Below are 17,607 nucleotides of genomic sequence, written 5' to 3'. Positions count from 1 at the left end.
ACGCCTGAGTGCTAAATCTAATGATGTTTGTACTATATAAAGGAGGGCTTTCACGTGTTGAAACCATTAGGCAACAGAGTCGTCATCGATCTGACTCAAAAGGAAGAAACTACAAAAAGCGGTATCATTCTGACTGAATCCGCCAAGGAGAAACCACAGGAGGGTACAGTGGTTGCAGTAGGTCCAGGAAGAGTATTGGATAACGGAACCCGCGTCGAGCTTGAAGTCAAAGAGGGAGATCGCGTCGTCTATTCCAAGTTTGCTGGTACTGAACTGAAACACGATGATAAAGACTATCTCGTCCTTGCCGATACTGACATTCTTGCAGTCATCGAATAGGCGTCCAAAAATTAAAGCGCAAAGCATTAGATTTAGATTCGTATAGGAGGAATGATTGATAATGGCTAAAGAACTGAAATTCTCTGAAGATGCACGCCAGTCCATGCTCGCTGGTGTAGATAAATTGGCAAATGCTGTGAAAGTCACACTTGGACCAAAGGGACGCAATGTTGTTCTTGATAAGTCCTTCACTTCACCGCTCATCACAAATGACGGCGTGACGATCGCAAAGGAAATCGAACTCGAAGATGCATATGAAAACATGGGTGCAAAGCTTGTCGCAGAAGTGGCGAACCAGACGAACGAAATCGCTGGTGACGGTACGACGACTGCAACGGTACTTGCACAGGCAATGATCCAGGAAGGCCTCAAGAACGTCACAAGCGGTGCCAATCCTGTAGGCATCAGATCTGGTATCTCCAAAGCTGTGGAAGTTGCGGTGGAAGAGCTGCAGAACATTTCCCGTCCCGTACAGGACAAGGAATCCATTGCACAGGTCGGTGCGATTTCAGCAGACGATCCGGAAGTTGGGGAATACATTTCCGAAGCAATGGAGAAGGTCGGAAACGACGGTGTCATCACTATTGAAGAATCCCGTGGGTTCAAGACTGAACTCGAAGTCGTGGAAGGCATGCAGTTCGACCGTGGCTACACTTCACCTTACATGGTGACGGATTCCGAGAAGATGGTAGCGGATCTCGATAACCCTTATATTCTTGTCACTGATAAGAAGATCTCCAATTTCCAGGATGTACTGCCACTGCTCGAGCAGATCGTACAGCAGTCCCGTCCGATCCTCATCATCGCTGATGATGTCGAAGGCGACGCAATGGCGAACATGGTGCTCAACAAGCTGCGCGGCACATTCACTGCAATCGCAGTCAAAGCACCTGGATTCGGCGACCGCCGCAAAGCGATGCTCGAAGATATCGCAGTACTGACAGGCGGCCAGGTCATCACTGAAGACCTCGGACTCGACCTGAAAGACGCGACTGTCGACATGCTCGGTACAGCGTCCAAAGTCAATGTGACAAAAGACGATACGACAATCGTTGAAGGTGCTGGAGAGAAGAACAACATCGAAGCGCGCATCGGCCAGATCAAATCCCAGATCGAAGAGACTTCTTCAAGCTTCGACAAGGAAAAACTTCAGGAGCGTCTTGCGAAACTTTCCGGTGGTGTTGCAGTCATCAAAGTCGGTGCAGCAACTGAAACTGAAATGAAAGAGCGTAAGCTCCGCATCGAAGATGCACTCAACTCCACACGCGCTGCCGTGGAAGAAGGCATCGTAGCCGGTGGGGGAACTGCACTGGTCAACATCTTCAACAAAGTTTCCGAAATCGAAGCCGAGGGCGATGTGAAGACAGGCATCAACATCGTACTGAAAGCACTCGAAGCACCACTCCGTCAGATCGTTGAAAACGCTGGCCTTGAAGGTTCCGTCATCGTGGAACGCCTCAAGACACAGGAGCCGGGCATCGGATTCAATGCAGCAACTGACGAATGGGTGAACATGATCGATGCAGGTATCGTGGACCCTACAAAAGTTACACGTTCTGCACTGCAGAATGCCGGTTCTGTCGCAGCAATGTTCCTCACTACAGAAGCGGTAGTCGCTGACATTCCAGAAGAGAATGGCGGCGGAGACCCAGGTGGCGGCATGGGCGGCATGCCAGGAATGATGTAATAGAGGCTTCCCTCACACGTGAGGCTGTCTGTATTGAAAATTTGAAGACTACTTCCTGAAATGAAGGGAAGTAGTCTTTTTTGTTCCAATTTAAAAATTCCCGTTTAGTTCTTTACACGTGGTTATAGCCTAAAGCTATAATTGGAGATAGTTATTAAGTGTTACTTTATATCCATTTTCCTATGCTATACTTATTCCCATCAAAAAAGTAAGATATCCCACACGATCTTTCGATAAAAGCTAAGATGTGGAATATTGGATCTGCAGACATAAGGATCATAAATAAATTGACGGGGAGGCGACGGCCATGAATGAATACGGCATATGGATATTGGCACTGGCAGTGGGCTATACACTGATACTGATAGGTGCCGGACAGCTGGCACAGCGTAAATTGAGCAGCAAGGACAGCTACTTTGTAGCAGGGAGGAACTTCAATAAATGGATTGTGGCTTTCTGCATCACGGGTCTCTTCTCTGGTTCGACATACATATCCATTCTGGAATTGTCTTATCTGACAGGCGTTTCCGCAATCTGGTACGGTGTGGCGGAAATGGTGCAGATCTTCATCATCGCCTTTCTGATCATCCGTTCATTCAGGAAAAAGATGATGGTGACGGTGACGGGGATGATTGGTGAGAAATTCGGTCGGAAAGCCCTCGGTATCTCCAGTCTGATTACAGCCTTTGCTTTCCCGATGTGGTCGGTGGCCACGGCGATTGCATTTGCTTCAGCGATCCACGTATTTACAGGCATCTCATTGACGCTTTCCGTTGCCATAACGGCACTGCTGCTTTTCGTCTATCTGCAGGGGGGCGGCATGTGGTCGGTTGCATTCACACAGACGATCAATATGGTGCTCTTTGCAGCGATGTTCATCATCGGTCTCATCGCCTTCTTCATCAATCCTGGCGTTGAAGGTCTTGTGGCCTATGCTACAGAAAGGCCGATGATGATGGACTTCGGCGGTGTCGGGATTCAGGTGATCGTGGCCTGGTTCGGTACATTCCTGGTAAACGTCATACTTGCACAGGCAGCATTCCAGATGGCGCTTTCCTCACAGACACCCGAAGAGGGACAGAAGGGAATGGTTCTGGCTGGATTCATGGCCATTCCTTTCATCGTTTGTGGTGTATTGTTCGGTATTGCGACTGCAGTGGTCATCCCGAATGCACAGGCAGGGTTGATTGCGATTCCGCAGTACTTGATGGAAGTACTGCCGGCGCCACTGGTCGGCATCTTCTTCCTCGGTGTATGGGCATGTGCGCTTGGCTGGGGGGCACCATGCCAGTTCTCAGGCGCAACAAGCCTGGGACGCGACTTTGGTCGTGCCGTCCGTCCTATGGCGACGGAAGCACAGCTCGTAAAGTATACGAAATACTCACTGCTGCTCCTGACATTCCTGATGATCGGGTTCGGCATGCTGCGTACAGAACAGTCTGCATGGTGGAACGTGCTGGCCTGGACGATCAGGAACAGCGCAACCTTCGCTCCGGTATTGGCTGCCCTGTTCTGGCCGGTGGTGACGAATAAGGCAGTCGTCGCTTCGCTGCTGTCAGGGTTCTCAAGCGGTCTGTTATGGTACTACCTCGGAGATTGGCAGCCGGGCGCATTCTACCTGGAGGTACATCCGGTCTGGGTGGGGAGCTCCATCAACCTGTTGACGATCGTTTTCGTCACGTTATTGGACAGGAAGGCTGAATGGTTCATCCAGACGGGGCAAGCTGCGCGATATGGCTACGCTGCTTTGGGAGCAGGAGTCATATTGACCGGCGTGAATATCATCTTCTTCGAAGGGCTTCATCAGAGTGGGCTGATCGGCCTGTTCGGCTTTGCAGCGATCATTTCCTATTTCATAGCGGTCATTCAACTGTTCAGACCGCTTGAGGAAAAGGCACAATGGACTACGAAGGAGACCGTTCAGCAGCAATCATGATTGGATTAAGGAAATTGAAAGGGTGGAATATATGGAAACAGAATTGAGTTGGACGGGGAGCGTCGGCTTTTCTGGTATCGCCTCGTCTGGTCATGATATCAGAATAGACGGTGCTGAAGAGATCGGCGGAAAGAATGGTGGGGTAAGGCCCATGGAACTGCTCCTCCATTCCGTCGCCGGGTGCAGTGGGATAAATGTTATCTGGATTCTGGAAAAGATGCGTTTGGAACCCGATGCATTCCGGATGGAGCTGAAGGCAGATCGTTCAGACACGCCGCCGAAGCAGTTCACGCACATCCACATCCACTATGCATTTGAAGGGGATCTGCCTGAACAGAAGGTGGGGCGGGCGATAGATCTCGCCAATGACAAATACTGTTCCGTTACGCATTCCCTGAATGCAGAGCTTACTGTAAGCTATTCGGTCAATGGCGTCGAAGGTGCGTCTCCCGCCTAGAATATAGTAGGAGGACAAAATAAAAAACCTTTCCTGAGTCCACGTGGGCTCAGGAAAGGTTTTAATTTTATTTATTTCCGAAAAACTTCTCTGCTTTTTCCAGGAATGGTTCATCTTCCGGGTTCATTTCGTACTCTTCGACAATTGCGTCTACAGGACAGACAGCAACGCATGCGCCGCAGTCGATGCAGATGTCTGGATCGATGTAGAACTGATCCGGACCTTCTTCGATGCAATCTACCGGGCAAACCTCAACACAATCTCCGGACTTCTCAGACATACACGGTTGAAGGATAACATATGCCATGGGACGACCTCCTCACTTATATAAAGATATCATTCTGTTGCAACTCCTGATGATACAGGAAACTTATGTGGAAACCTGAAAATGTAGATCATTCTTCAGATGAATGCTATTTTCAGACAGCTTATTATATTTCAATGATAAGGCAAATTTGGGCTGAGGTCAATTTTACATGACAATTCTTTGAAGCAAAATGTTTCAAAACCACTGGTTGAAACGAAGCATTTGTTATTCGATTCTGAAGCTGTAACGCTGCTCATCCGTCTGAACACCTTTGGAGAAGGTGCGTTCGATGAAGGTTGCATTGTCATCATGGTCGACGAGAACGACAGTTGAGGACCGGGTGCCATACTCTGGAGTGCTGATGAATGGGGAGGAGAGTTGCCTTTCGAGCGATTCGGGCAGGCCGGTATCGGGCAGATTGTCCTCCGCCTCTTCGGAATCGGCGAGGATGTCGAAGAGGACGTCAACGTCTATCGATTCTGCACTCTGGAGATAATCTTCAAGCCTGCTTATTCCTTTGACGACTTTCGGCCAAGGTGTATTGAGATGATGGTTGCTGAGGCCGTGCGTATCATCAGGCACGCCTTCAGTGCCGATGCCGTCATTATTCAGGTAGTACATGTCATTCTGATTGCCTACGAGAAGGTTGAAGCCAGAGTACTCATCCTTTTCTGCTTCCAGGGATTGAAGGTACTGTTCTGCGGGCATGTCCCCGGTAAGGTAATTGCTCACAAGGGCACCCCGGGATTTCTTGTCGGCGCCATCCATCCCAGGCTTCCTGATGTTCGTCACGGCAGCGAACCGCCCGCTCTTCGTGAGACCGAGCCAGGTGCCGCCTTTGCTCAAGTCCCGGCCGGCGAGGACTTCAGGGTGGTCCTGCCAGAAGTCGGCGGAAGCAGTCGGACGCTCGTAGAATTCATCACGGTTTGCCGCCACGATGAGCTTATAATTCGGATGGTTATTTTTTTGAAAGATTATCAGACACATACGCATCTCCTCGAAATTTAATGTTATCTTCATCCTACCATGCAGTGGATAACGAGGCACGTTTGCGGTTTCATGACATATGCATGATTGATATAATGGGGGAAACGAATGTTTGGAGAGGTGACGATGAAGAAATTTTTATGGGTGATACCGATAGTGCTGATTCTTGGTGTGGGCCTCTATTTCCTGATGACTTCTGGACTTTTCCAGAAATCGGAGGAGGAGACGCTCGACCGGTTCACTGAATCCTATCAGAATGAAGATTATGAAGATATATATCCCCTTCTGAGCGCCTCCGCGAAGGAGGAGTATCCTGAGGAGGAAGTTGTGGACCGCAACAGGAGCTTGTACGAGTCCCTCGGTGTGGAGACCGCAACGCTTGAGGACATCAAAGGTGTGGAATCGAATGAGGAGAACGACCAGGAGAAGCGGTATACCGGAGACCTGGTGCTGGATACCCGATATGGGGAGATGAGCAGGGAATACACGATCGACCTGTCGTACAATGAAGAGGAGAATGACTGGTTCATCGAGTGGACGCCGGATATGATCATTCCAGGTCTGGCCGATAACGAATTGAGGATTGATGTCTCCAAAGGACAGCGGGGAGAAATCCTGGACCGTAACGGAGACAAGCTCGCCTTCAACGGCACAAAGGAAACTGTAGGCTACATAGCCGGCCGCTTGGATGAATCTGGGCTGCTTGAAGCAGCGGAAGCACTCGATATGCGGGAGGAGAGTCTCCAGAATATATTCAATGAAGCCTGGATCGAGGACGGCATGTTCGTCCCCGTGAAGGATGCCCACCGCTTTGATGAAGAGACACGGGAAGAATTCCAGGATCTCGGCCTGACGATACAGGAATCACCGGCAAGGGAGTATGCGCTTGAGGACGCCGGATTCCACCTGCTTGGATACATCGGGCCGATAACAGCGGAAGAAATGGAGGAGCGTGACGGATACACCTCCGGTGATATGATCGGAAAAAGGGGTGCCGAAAGGCTGTATGAAGACCGTCTGCGTCCTGAAGAAGGACACACCGTCTCGATCGTCGATGAATCCGGTAATACAGTGGAGGAACTGATGAAGGCAGAACCACAGGATGGGGAAGACATTCAACTGACGATCGATGGCTCCCTCCAGTCGACGATCTACTCCCATCTTGAAGAAGATGCTGGGGCGAGTGTCGCGATGGACCCGGGTAACGGAGAGATGCTCGCGACCGTCAGCTATCCGAGCCCGAGTCCTTATGACTTCATGTTCGGCATCAATCAGGAGGACTATGAGGCGCTTGAAACGGATGAGGACAGCCCGCTGCTGAACAAGTTCAACCGGGCGACATCGCCTGGATCGACGCAGAAGATCCTCACCTCGATCATCGCGATGAACTCGGAAGACTTCAACAAGAACGAGACGATGGAGATTACAGGCAAGGGCTGGCAGCAGGATGACTCATGGGGCGGCTATGAGGTGAACCGCTATCATGTGATGGATGAGTCATTCGACCTGAAGAAGGCCCTCACCTATTCCGATAACATCTATTTTGCCCGGACGGCACTTGAACTGGGTGCCGAGGAGTTCACAAGCGGTATGGAAGCACTCGGCATCGGTCAGGAATACGACACGGACTATCCGATCTATACGAGCCAGGTGTCCAATGAGGGTACGATAGAAAGCGATATCCTCCTTGCAGATACTGCTTACGGTCAAGGGGAGCTGATGATCTCACCAATCCAGATCACTGCGATATATGGTGCAGTATTGAATGGCGGGGATATCTATGAGCCGCATATCCTGGCGGAGTCGGAAGAGAATGTGCAGATCGAAGACATTACAAGCCAGGAAAATCTGGATTATCTTGAAGAAGCCATGCGGGATGTCGTCAGGCTGAACCATCCCGATGATGTTGAACGCCCGTATGCACAGTTCGCCGGCAAGACAGGAACGAGCGAAAACAAGACTTCCCAGGATACCCGGGGAGAAGAAACCGGGTGGTTCATCGGATATGATCAGAACAATAAGGACATGATCATGAGCCTGTACGTGGAAGATGTGGAGAATCGCGGCATGAGCGAGTACTCTGCCAAAAAGTTCGCGGAAATCCACGACGAACTGAACGAATAGAAGAAGGATATATGACCTGGAACTTCGATGTTCCGGGTCATTTTTTTATGTAAAAGCACAAAGGAAACGTTTTCATTGAAATAATTTCAAGAATTTCGGAAAAAAGGTGGATTTATATGCAGTATTATGTATAATTAATAGATATTATCATTTACACACACTCATAGGAGGGGTTAGATGAATAGAGATTTTCTAAAAGACAGTACACGCGTCGTTATTAAAATTGGCACAAATTCCATTATGAAGACTACCGATGAAATTGATTACCATAAGTTGGACAGACTTTCCTTTGTTTGTTCAGCACTCCAGCAGCAGGGCAAAGAAGTGATACTCGTGACTTCAGGCGCTGTCGGTGTGGGTGCATGCACATTGAACATGAAAGAATACCCTGAAAAAACCTCAGATCTACAAGCACTGGCCTCAGTCGGGCAGGGTGCCCTCATGAACCTCTACAGCCGCTTCTTCCAGCATTACGATCAATATGTCGGACAAATCCTTATGACCCGAGATATCATCGACTTCCCGATTTCCTATACAAACTGCAAATCCGCAATCAACTCACTCCTTGAAAGAAAAATCATACCGGTCATCAACGAAAATGATGCGATATCGGTGGATGAGAAGACCTACAACAGAAGATTCGGCGAGAATGATACACTGGCTGCGATCGTCACTGAGCTCGTTGATGCAGACCTGCTGATCATTATGAGCGATGTCGATGGCCTCTATGATGAAAATCCCCACACGAACGAATTCGCCAAACTGATCCCAGCTGTCGGCCAGGTGGATACGGATATACTGAGCATGGCCAATGGTACAGGTTCACTGTTCTCCACAGGCGGCATGGAAACGAAGCTTAAGGCGGCCAAATACTTAATAGAAAACAATAAGAGCATGATCATCACAAGCGCGGAGAATCCTGCCTTGATATTCAACATACTCGAAGGGGAAGAAATAGGCACGCTATTTAAGAAGAACATACTTGAGACAGCATTGCAAGGGGAGGAGATATGATGGTTCAAATTACAACCGATATGAACGACATTCTCAAAGATATGGGAATGGCTGCGAAATCATCAGCGAAAGCACTGCGCAAGAGCAGCACAGGGGAGAAGAACGAAGCACTCCTGGCCATGGCGGAAGCACTGGAAGCGAACAAGGCATTCATCCTTGAAGAGAACAAGAAGGATATGATGCACAGCAAGGAGGCGGGATACCAGGATGCGATGGTGGAACGCCTGGCATTGAATGAGTCCCGCATAGAAGGCATGAAGGATGGCCTCAAGCAGATGGCTGCCCTGCCTGATCCGATTATGAAGACACAGGACCAGTGGGTGAACAAGGACGGCCTCAGAATCAGCAAGAGGAGTGTGCCGCTCGGCGTCATCGGCATCATCTACGAATCCCGTCCGAATGTGACCGTCGACGCTACAGGCCTATGCCTGAAAGCGGGCAACAGCGTCATTCTGAGGGGCGGCAAGGAAGCAGTCAACAGCAACAAGGCGCTCGTCAAAGTGCTTCAGGATGGCCTCTCCAAGTCATCCATCCCGGCCGACAGCATCCAGCTGATCACTGACCCGTCGAGGGAACTGGCTGCCGAATTCATGAAATTCAACGAAGGTCTGGACTGTCTCATTCCGCGCGGCGGGGCGAACCTGATCCAGTCGGTGCTCAAAAATGCGACTGTGCCGGTCATCGAGACGGGTACGGGGAACTGCCATCTCTATGTCCATGAACAGGCGGATCTCAAAATGGCCGAATCGATCCTGGTCAATGGCAAGACGCAGAGGCCTTCGGTCTGCAATGCGCTTGAGACGCTCCTGGTCGACAGGAGCATTGCTGAGGAAGCACTGCCGGCGCTTGCTGATGCCCTGGTTCAGAAGGGTGTCATCATCCATGGAGACGAGACGGTCTGCAGCATTATCGATGAAGCAGTAGCGGCAGAAGGAGGGGACTTTGAGAAGGAGTACCTCGGCAATGAAATCGCCGTGAAAGTGGTGGAAGACTATGAAGATGCAATCGTGCACATCGAAAAGTATTCTTCCGGGCACTCCGATGCAATCATCACGGGAAGCTACGGGCACGCCCAGGACTTCCTGAACGATGTGGATTCAGCCGCTGTGTACGTCAATGCATCCACCCGTTTTACAGATGGTGCAGAGTTCGGCTTCGGTGGAGAGATCGGCATCAGCACGCAGAAACTCCATGCCAGAGGGCCGATGGGTCTGGAAGCACTGACAAGCTACAAGTATGTAGTGGAAGGCATGGGTCAGACGAAGGGCTAGGAACATAATGTAAAAATAATAGAAAACAGCACCCCGGGGCAAAGTGAGCCCCGGGGTGCTGTTCTATACGTAAAGAATGGAAATTGGTCATATGTGACATGAATCTGGAATTGCCCACAAAAAATCCCCTCTCATTATGAGAGGGGATTTTCCATTAACATAAACTTACTAAAATATTATCTAAAATATTATTAGAGTTTAACGATGTTAACAGCTTGTGGTCCACGCTGACCTTCTTCAACGCTGAATTCTACAGCTTGACCTTCGTCAAGAGTCTTGTAGCCTTCGCCTTCGATGTTGGAGAAGTGAGCGAATACGTCGTCTCCGCCTTCAACTTCGATGAAACCGAAACCTTTGTCTGCATTGAACCATTTAACTGTACCTTGTGTCATATAAATGACCTCCAAAAATAAATTTAATAATATCTTAAGCGCACTAACACATAAAAAAATTCACACGTTACAAAAAGTACCGGCCAAATCACGATTACTCTTTGTAACATGTGAATTAGATACTGCTTTGCATTACTTAAAAATCTTATTACAGTTACTATACATCATCCTGAGCATCCTGTCTACCATTAATGCTAAATAAGTTGAAAAGAATTACGCCGCCTTCTTCAGAAAGGCGGCGCAACAGTATTATTTCTTATTGACGGAAGCATCGTAGATCGTATCTACAGCTTCTTTCAATTTCTGGTCGAACTCCTGATCCGACTGGTTGACGTTCAGATCTGAAGCGAGTGCACGGGAGAAGCTGGCGATGAGGCCATCGTTCTTCTTGAGTTTTTCATTCGCTTCGTCTCTTGAGTAGCCGCCGGACAGGGCAACGACCCGGAGGACCCTTGGATGCTCGATGAGTGATTTGTACTCATTGGCATTTGTCGGGATGGAGAGTTTCAGCATGACCTGCTGGTCATCCGTGAGCTGATCAAGATGCTTTTCAATCTCTTCTTTAAGGATCTGCTCGGATTTCTCCTTGTTGTCGCTGTAGACGTTGACTTCAGGTTCGATGATCGGCATGAGGCCTGCTGCCAGGATCTGTTTGCCGACTTCAAACTGCTGATCTACGACTTCCTTGATGCCATTTTCATTCGGTTCAAGGATGTTGGAACGCATCTTCGTACCGAATACGCCTCTTTCGTTCGCACGCTCAAGCAGCTTGTCGAGTTCCGGAATCGGCTTCATGAGCTGTACGCCGTCCTTTTCGTCGGCAAGTCCCTTGTCGACTTTAAGGAAAGGCACGATGCCTTTGTCTGCAAGGTACTCGGAAGTGTACTTGCCTTCGATCTCCCTGTCCATCGTCTGTTCGAACAGGATGGCCCCAAGAATCTGATCCGAATTGAATGAAGGGGAAGTGATGATGCGTGTGCGCATCTCATGTACAAGGTCGAACATTTCGTCCTCGCTTGAATAGGCATCCTCCTGGACACCATATGCGAGCAGTGCCTTTGGTGTACTGCCGCCACTCTGGTCGAGAGCTGCGATGAAGCCTTTTCCATTCTTGACTTTGTCGAATTGTTCCTGATTCATGAATTCCACTCCTTTGGTATATTGATCCATCAATCTCTCTATTCCCTGAATTGCACGTCGTATAACAGGATTGCACCCTTTTATTATGTCACTACTGCACCGGAAAACTCAACAGATATGCAGGCATACGACAGAAAATGAATTTTCAGATTTTATCCGATTTATGGTTGTAAAACGCTTTCATGTCATTTATACTTTAATAAATCGTTTTAGTGAAACGGTTTACTAAATCGAAGGAGTGTTACATGAAAAACGTGACGATCAATGATGTCGCCCACGAAGCGAATGTTTCCAAGAGCACCGTATCCCATTATCTGAACGGTCATTTTACTAAGATGGGCCCGGAGACCAGGGAGAGGATTGCGCGGGCGGTCCGCAAGCTGGACTACAGTCCGAATCATATAGCGAAATCCCTAAAGAACAAACGGACGATGACGATCGGGGTGATCGTCGCCAATATACTGCACAACTTCTCGACGCGGGTGATCAGGAGCATTGAGGATTTTGCGCATGGACATGGCTACCATGTCATCGTCTGCAACACGGACAACAGTTCCGATAAGGAGGCGGATTATATCCGCATGCTGATGGCCAAGCAGGTCGATGGGCTGGTGGTGATCCCCACCGCCAAAAATGAAGCGCTTTTTATGGAACTTGCCGAAAAGGGGTATCCCGTCGTATTCGTCGACCGGTATATAGAAAACGTGCCGATCCAGTCCCATATGCTGGATAACAGGGTGTCGGTCATGATGGCGTTCGACCACCTGTCAGAAAGGGGACACCGGGAGATCGGTTTTCTGACCGAGCCTGTCGAAGCCATCGTCGCAAGGCAGGAGCGGTATGATGCATATCTTGAGCTCTGCGGTTCATACGGCATCCGCCCGATATCCATCCAGGTGGAGAAGGAGGGGATGGTATCGTCACTGGATCAATCGGCTGCCCAGGGCAGTCTGCCTGAGTCCCTGATCGTCGCCAATGACCTGGCGCTGTTCGAACTGCTGAAGATGGCAAAGCAGAGGAATATTCTGATCCCCGAGGAGCTGTCCATCATCAGCATCGATGACATCGAGTTTGCGGATTTCTTCAATCCGGGCATCACCGTCATCGCCCAGCCCGCAGTGGAAATCGGTACCGCCGCCGTCAGTGCACTATTTGAAATGATGAATGGCAGCAAAAATGCATCAGGGATAGAAAGGTTCCACCCATATCTGATAGAAAGGGAGTCGGTGAAACAATATGGAGATCAATGAAATTCTCTCAACAGTATCCGAAGAAGCAATAGAGGTATGCAGCAGGGTGAACACCAGGGAGCTTGAGCAGCTCGCACAGGAAGTGGAAAAAGCGGGGAGCATATTCATCTACGGCAACGGCCGCAGCGGACTCGTCGGGAAGATGGTTGCCATGCGCCTGATGCACAGCGGCTATCGGGTCCATGTCGTCGGAGAGACGACAACCCCGGCACTTGAAGCAGGAGATCTGCTGATTGTGCTCAGTGGTTCGGGAAAAGGCCAGACAGTCGGAAGCATGACGGACAAGGTGGCTGATATCGGTGGCAGAAGCGCACTCGTTACAGCCTCCCCGGACGAGGCACTGAAGGCGCAGTTCGACAGTGTGCTGTTCATTGAAGCAAGTACCAAGAACAACGACATACCAACGATCCAGCCGCTCGGCAACCAGTTCGACCAGTCGATGCATCTGATTTTGGATGCGATGGTCATCCACCTCAATACAGCATCAGGCAAAAGCAGGGAAGCGCTGAAATCGAAACATTTCAATCTGGAATAGGGGAGTGTATTGAATGAAAAGAACAATCATCACATCAGTACTGCTTGCCATAGTGGTCATCCTTGCCGGGTGCAGCAGCGGAAGCGCACCGGATGCAGGGGCAGGGGAACCGATCAAGATCATTGCTGCACACAACCAGACGTCAACGGAGAATCCATATCACGACGGGCTGCTGAAATTCAAGGAAGTCGCAGAGGAGGAGTCGGACGGCAGAATCACTGTGGAAGTCCATGCAGGCACCATCGGAACGGCAGAATCGGAATTGGTGGAGAAGCTGGTGATCGGCGCAGCCGATGTGGTACTGGTTTCACCGGGGTTCATGACCCAGACGGGCATCCCTGAGTTCGACTTCTTCGCACTGCCCTACCTCTTCGACAGCTATGAGCATTGGGAGCGGGTGGTGGATGGACCGGTCGGTGCGGATATTGCAGAGATGGTCAACGAAAAATCCAACAATGATTTCAAGATGCTCGGCTACTGGTCCGCAGGTGCAAGGCACTATTACGGCAAGAAGCCGCTTGAGGAGATGTCCGATCTGAACGGCATGACCATACGGACGCAGGCTTCCGGCGTAGTGGCCGATTTCTGGCAGCAGGCCGGTGCAATCCCGACTTCCGTTGCGTGGGGTGAGCTGTATCAGGCGCTTCAGCAGAACGTTGTGGACGCCTCCGAGAACGCCTATCCATATTTCGTCCAGCAGAACCACCACACGACGCGGAACGGACAATACATCACCGAAACGGCCCATGACTACACGACACGCTTCCTGCTGGCCAATGGTGAACGGTTCGACAAGTATCCTGAGGATATCCAGCAGATTCTGCTTGAGGCTTCAGAGGCTTCCGTCGAAGCCGAAAGGGAGTCACTGATGGCCCAGGAAGAAGAGTACAAGGAAATCGCTTTAGAGGCAGGCGCCGAAGTCAACCAGATCGACACGGAGCCGTTCAAGGAGATTGCAGCGCCAATCCAGGACGGGCTTGCAGAGGAACTGGACATGGAAGAGACGCTTGAGGAAGTCAGAAGCCTCGAATAAATAATATGGGTAGTGGAAGGTGGAAAAATGAAAACAATCATACAATCGGTTGAAAAAGTGCAGATTGGACTCGGAATATTCTTTTTGCTCGTCTTCTTTCTTGCGACACTGCTCCAGATCCTGACCCGCTTCATGGGCTGGTCGGTCATCTGGACGGAGGAGCTCGCGAACTACAGCTTCATATGGGCCATATTCATGGGAGCTGCTGTAATGGTGAACCGGAAGGAGCATTTTACGTTCGATTTCCTGCAGATGAAGCTGCCGCGGAAAATGAAGCTCTACCTGGATATCTTCATAGACGTCCTGCTGCTGGCATTCAACATTGTGCTGCTGGTGTATGGCGTAGTCATCCTCAGCCACTTCTGGCACTACACGTGGGAGACGCTGCCGTTCCTCAAAAAAGGATATGTGTGGCTGTCGCTGCCGATAATGTCGGCGACGATGCTGCTGTATTCGGTTGGACACATCGGCAGGGCCTTCGGCTACTTGAGGAATTTGAATGGAAAGGGGTTGGATAGCTAGTGGGCTATATACTTGTTGCCGTCTTCATACTGCTATTGGTGATCGGTGTACCGATCGCCTTCGTCATCGGCATTACGGCTCTGCTCGGCATCATGACGATCCCCGACATTCCGGGGCTCATCGTGCCGATGAAGATGTTGAATGGACTGGATTCATTCGTCCTGTTGGCCGTGCCGCTGTTCATTCTGGCTGCTAACCTGATGAATTCGGGGAAGATATCAGAAAAGATGATCGATCTTGCACTGGCGGTCGTCGGTCCGCTCAAAGGCGGGCTTGCACAGGCCAACGTGCTCGTATCGATGATGTTTGCGGGTGTGTCGGGTGCTGCTCAGGCGGACACCGCCGGTACAGGGAAGGTCCTCATACCAAGCATGATCAGGAACGGGTATGACCGTGAGACTGCCGTCGGCGTGACGGCGGCCTCCTCCACGATCGGTGTAGTCATTCCGCCGAGCATCCCCATGATCATATTCGCCGGCATCGCGAATGCATCCGTCGGCGCACTGTTTCTCGGGGGCATCATCCCCGGCATCCTGATTGGTCTCGGCATGATGATATTCATATATTTCATCTCCGTCAAAAAGGGGTATCCGACATTCAAGCGGGTACCATTCAAGGAATTGATGAAAAAATTCTTCGTCGCATTTCCCGCCCTGCTGACGATCGTCATCATCATCGGCGGCATCACGACGGGGATCTTCACCGCTACGGAGTCAGCGGCCATTGCTTCGATCTATGCGCTCCTGATCAGCATGTTCTACTACAGGACGCTCCGGCTCAAAGATCTGCCGAAGATCATATTTGATACACTGTCGCTCAGTGCCCTCTCGCTGTTTGCACTGGCCACGGCGAGTGCGCTTGGTGAACTGCTCAGCTACTACCGTCTCGGCACGCTGGCACAGGAATTCTTCACGGAAAACATCGGGGCGAAATGGCTCTTCCTGCTGCTGATCATCGTGTTCTTCCTGCTTGTGGGCACTTTCATGGATGCGATACCGGCCATGATCCTGTTCGTTCCGATCGTACTGCCGGCAGCAGAGGCATTCGGTATAGACCCGGTGCACCTCGGCATCATAGTTGTTCTGACACTGGCAGTCGGACTGGCGACACCGCCATATGGCCTGTGCCTGCTGATTGCCAGCAAGATCGGAGGGCTGACGGTGGAGCGGTCATTTGCCGCCGTCATCCCATATCTACTCATCATACTGGTTGTACTGCTGATCGTCGCTTTCGTCCCTGCCATAATATTCATTATTCCAGACATGTTTGCTGAAGGAGGCTGAATGAAAGATGAATGAAGTTTATGATGCATTGAATACATTTCTCGTAGACGAAAGCGTAGTGGGGATGGGATCCGGATCGACGATCGAAGGATATATCCCTTATATGAAGGAACACGTCGACAGGTACAGCCTGGATGTCGCCTTCATCCCCACCTCGAAAAAGACTGAAGACCAACTGAAACGCCATGGGCTCGCCGTCGTCCACCATGCAGATCGCATGCCCGTCACGATAGACGGGGCGGATCAGTTCAACGAGACGCGCATGGTGATAAAAGGGGGTGGCGGCTCATTGCTCAGGGAGAAGCAGGTCGGATACTTTTCGGATCAGATCGTCATCATCGCCCATCAGGACAAGAAGGTGGAGGATTTCAGCGGCATTGCGATTCCGGTTGAGATCAACACCTATCTGTATGAAATGACGGTCGGGACGATCGAGGAAAACTTTGGTGCGGAGACTGAAATGCGCACCAGGGAGGATGGCCTGTTCATTACGGATAATGGGAACTACATTGTGGACTGCCATTTCAGTGACCCGCAGGATATGGACCAAATTCATAATGACCTTGTGGCCATCCCGGGTGTTGTAGAGACGGGGATCTTCAACAGGAAGATCAGGCACATATTCAGTTTTGATGACCAGGGCGCCTATCAGGAATATGCAAAAGACCGGTAAGGAGGATATCATGGAACTTCAGATTGCGCTCGATAGAATGAGTTATGACGAATGTTTTGAAACGCTGGAGGAAGTGTCGGATCATGTCGACATCATCGAGGTGGGCACAGGTGTCATCAAGGAGTACGGACTCGGCATCGTCCGCGACATCAAGGATGCGTATAAGGATAAAAAAGTGCTCGCCGACATCAAAATATGTGATGCCGGCAGAAGTGAAAGCGAAGTCGCCTTCTCATACGGAGCGGATATCATCACAGTCATGTCGTTTGCGGACAGGAAGACCATTATGGACTGTCTTGAAGTGGCGGCAGAAGAGGAAAGGGAAGTGGTTGTGGACCTTCTGAACCATTCCGGTCCGGAGGTGCTTGAAATGCTCAAATCGATCGGCGCCGCTTCGGTCAGCGCCCATATCGGCAAGGACCAGCAGGGCGAAGCGGTGATGTCGGAGCAGTGTTTTGCCGGCCTTGAATCCTCCGGCTTCAAGATCTATGTGGCAGGGGGCATCAATGAGGACAACCTGGCAGATTATATGCCGCTCGATCCTGCTGTCGTGATCGTGGGCAGCGGCATTACGAAGGCCGCGGACAAAAAAGAAAAGGCTGCACGCATCAGGTCGCTCATGAAGTGATGCATGCGGCGGGGACAGGCGGATATGCC

18 protein-coding genes are annotated in these 17,607 nt (G+C 50.5%); 14 read left to right on the top strand and 4 right to left on the bottom strand.

What is annotated here, in order from left to right:
* Nucleotides 1-54: 54 nt before the first annotated feature.
* From groES to EDC33_RS10865, 4 genes are all read left to right on the top strand, one after another.
* Nucleotides 55-339 carry a co-chaperone GroES gene (gene groES / locus EDC33_RS10880; RefSeq protein ID WP_094907359.1) on the top strand — a complete coding sequence of 95 codons (285 nt, stop codon included), beginning with the start codon at nt 55-57 and terminating at the stop codon, nt 337-339.
* A 61-nt stretch (nt 340-400) separates the two neighbouring features.
* The gene (groL, locus tag EDC33_RS10875; RefSeq protein ID WP_040105768.1) at nt 401-2,026 is read left to right on the top strand and encodes a chaperonin GroEL; all 1,626 of its coding nucleotides are present in this window, start codon (nt 401-403) and stop codon (nt 2,024-2,026) included.
* A gap of 307 nt (nt 2,027-2,333) precedes the next feature.
* Nucleotides 2,334-3,962: a sodium:solute symporter family protein gene (locus EDC33_RS10870; protein WP_124011194.1), complete on the top strand. Its 1,629-nt coding sequence runs from the start codon at nt 2,334-2,336 to the stop codon at nt 3,960-3,962.
* A gap of 31 nt (nt 3,963-3,993) precedes the next feature.
* Complete coding sequence (locus tag EDC33_RS10865; protein ID WP_124011193.1) at nt 3,994-4,419, top strand: OsmC family protein; 426 nt, start codon at nt 3,994-3,996, stop codon at nt 4,417-4,419.
* Nucleotides 4,420-4,486: 67 nt separating this feature from the next.
* On the opposite strand, the gene EDC33_RS10860 is transcribed toward EDC33_RS10865, so the two are convergent.
* Entirely contained in the window at nt 4,487-4,726 is a 240-nt protein-coding gene (locus EDC33_RS10860; RefSeq protein WP_031546087.1) for a ferredoxin family protein, read from the bottom strand.
* A gap of 225 nt (nt 4,727-4,951) precedes the next feature.
* Nucleotides 4,952-5,713 (bottom strand): NRDE family protein, encoded by a 762-nt coding sequence (locus EDC33_RS10855; RefSeq protein WP_124011192.1) that lies wholly within the window; start codon nt 5,711-5,713, stop codon nt 4,952-4,954.
* 126 nt (nt 5,714-5,839) lie between these two features.
* Between EDC33_RS10855 and EDC33_RS10850 the strand changes: the two genes are divergently transcribed.
* The 3 genes from EDC33_RS10850 (at nt 5,840) to EDC33_RS10840 (ending at nt 10,122) form a co-directional block, all read left to right on the top strand.
* Nucleotides 5,840-7,837, top strand: coding sequence for a penicillin-binding transpeptidase domain-containing protein (locus tag EDC33_RS10850; protein WP_124011191.1), 1,998 nt, complete (start codon nt 5,840-5,842; stop codon nt 7,835-7,837).
* A 177-nt stretch (nt 7,838-8,014) separates the two neighbouring features.
* On the top strand, nt 8,015-8,851 hold the full coding sequence (proB, locus tag EDC33_RS10845; RefSeq protein ID WP_031546093.1) for a glutamate 5-kinase: 837 nt from the start codon (nt 8,015-8,017) through the stop codon (nt 8,849-8,851).
* Entirely contained in the window at nt 8,851-10,122 is a 1,272-nt protein-coding gene (locus EDC33_RS10840) for a glutamate-5-semialdehyde dehydrogenase (RefSeq protein WP_371868335.1), read from the top strand. Before proB ends, EDC33_RS10840 begins: the two co-directional genes overlap by 1 nt.
* Nucleotides 10,123-10,313: 191 nt before the next feature.
* On the opposite strand, the gene EDC33_RS10835 is transcribed toward EDC33_RS10840, so the two are convergent.
* Together EDC33_RS10835 and EDC33_RS10830 are read right to left on the bottom strand one after the other, a co-directional pair.
* A complete protein-coding gene (locus EDC33_RS10835) occupies nt 10,314-10,514 on the bottom strand; it encodes a cold-shock protein (protein ID WP_031546097.1) in 201 nt (66 codons plus the stop codon).
* A 249-nt stretch (nt 10,515-10,763) separates the two neighbouring features.
* Nucleotides 10,764-11,654 carry a fructose bisphosphate aldolase gene (locus EDC33_RS10830; protein ID WP_124011190.1) on the bottom strand — a complete coding sequence of 297 codons (891 nt, stop codon included), beginning with the start codon at nt 11,652-11,654 and terminating at the stop codon, nt 10,764-10,766.
* A gap of 245 nt (nt 11,655-11,899) precedes the next feature.
* Here EDC33_RS10830 and EDC33_RS10825 point away from each other — a divergent pair, with 245 nt between their 5' ends.
* From EDC33_RS10825 to hxlA, 7 genes are read left to right on the top strand one after another with little or no spacing between them, the layout of a single operon-like run.
* Nucleotides 11,900-12,904 (top strand): LacI family DNA-binding transcriptional regulator, encoded by a 1,005-nt coding sequence (locus EDC33_RS10825; RefSeq protein WP_124011189.1) that lies wholly within the window; start codon nt 11,900-11,902, stop codon nt 12,902-12,904.
* Nucleotides 12,891-13,439: a 6-phospho-3-hexuloisomerase gene (hxlB, locus tag EDC33_RS10820; protein ID WP_170156414.1), complete on the top strand. Its 549-nt coding sequence runs from the start codon at nt 12,891-12,893 to the stop codon at nt 13,437-13,439. Before EDC33_RS10825 ends, hxlB begins: the two co-directional genes overlap by 14 nt.
* A 13-nt stretch (nt 13,440-13,452) precedes the next feature.
* Entirely contained in the window at nt 13,453-14,472 is a 1,020-nt protein-coding gene (locus EDC33_RS10815; protein WP_124011188.1) for a TRAP transporter substrate-binding protein, read from the top strand.
* Between the two features lie 27 nt (nt 14,473-14,499).
* On the top strand, nt 14,500-14,994 hold the full coding sequence (locus EDC33_RS10810; protein WP_040105778.1) for a TRAP transporter small permease: 495 nt from the start codon (nt 14,500-14,502) through the stop codon (nt 14,992-14,994).
* Nucleotides 14,994-16,277, top strand: coding sequence for a TRAP transporter large permease (locus tag EDC33_RS10805; RefSeq protein WP_124011187.1), 1,284 nt, complete (start codon nt 14,994-14,996; stop codon nt 16,275-16,277). The genes EDC33_RS10810 and EDC33_RS10805 overlap by 1 nt, the downstream gene beginning before the upstream one ends.
* 7 nt (nt 16,278-16,284) lie before the next feature.
* A complete protein-coding gene (rpiA, locus tag EDC33_RS10800) occupies nt 16,285-16,950 on the top strand; it encodes a ribose 5-phosphate isomerase A (protein ID WP_124011186.1) in 666 nt (221 codons plus the stop codon).
* A gap of 10 nt (nt 16,951-16,960) precedes the next feature.
* Nucleotides 16,961-17,578 (top strand): 3-hexulose-6-phosphate synthase, encoded by a 618-nt coding sequence (gene hxlA / locus EDC33_RS10795; RefSeq protein WP_124011185.1) that lies wholly within the window; start codon nt 16,961-16,963, stop codon nt 17,576-17,578.
* The last annotated feature ends 29 nt before the right edge of the window (nt 17,579-17,607 follow it).

It is taken from the genome of Salinicoccus roseus (genome assembly GCF_003814515.1).
GTDB classification, from domain to species: domain Bacteria; phylum Bacillota; class Bacilli; order Staphylococcales; family Salinicoccaceae; genus Salinicoccus; species Salinicoccus roseus.
The sequence above is the reverse complement of the archived record's forward strand: the minus strand, read 5'-3'. Positions and strand labels throughout refer to the sequence as shown.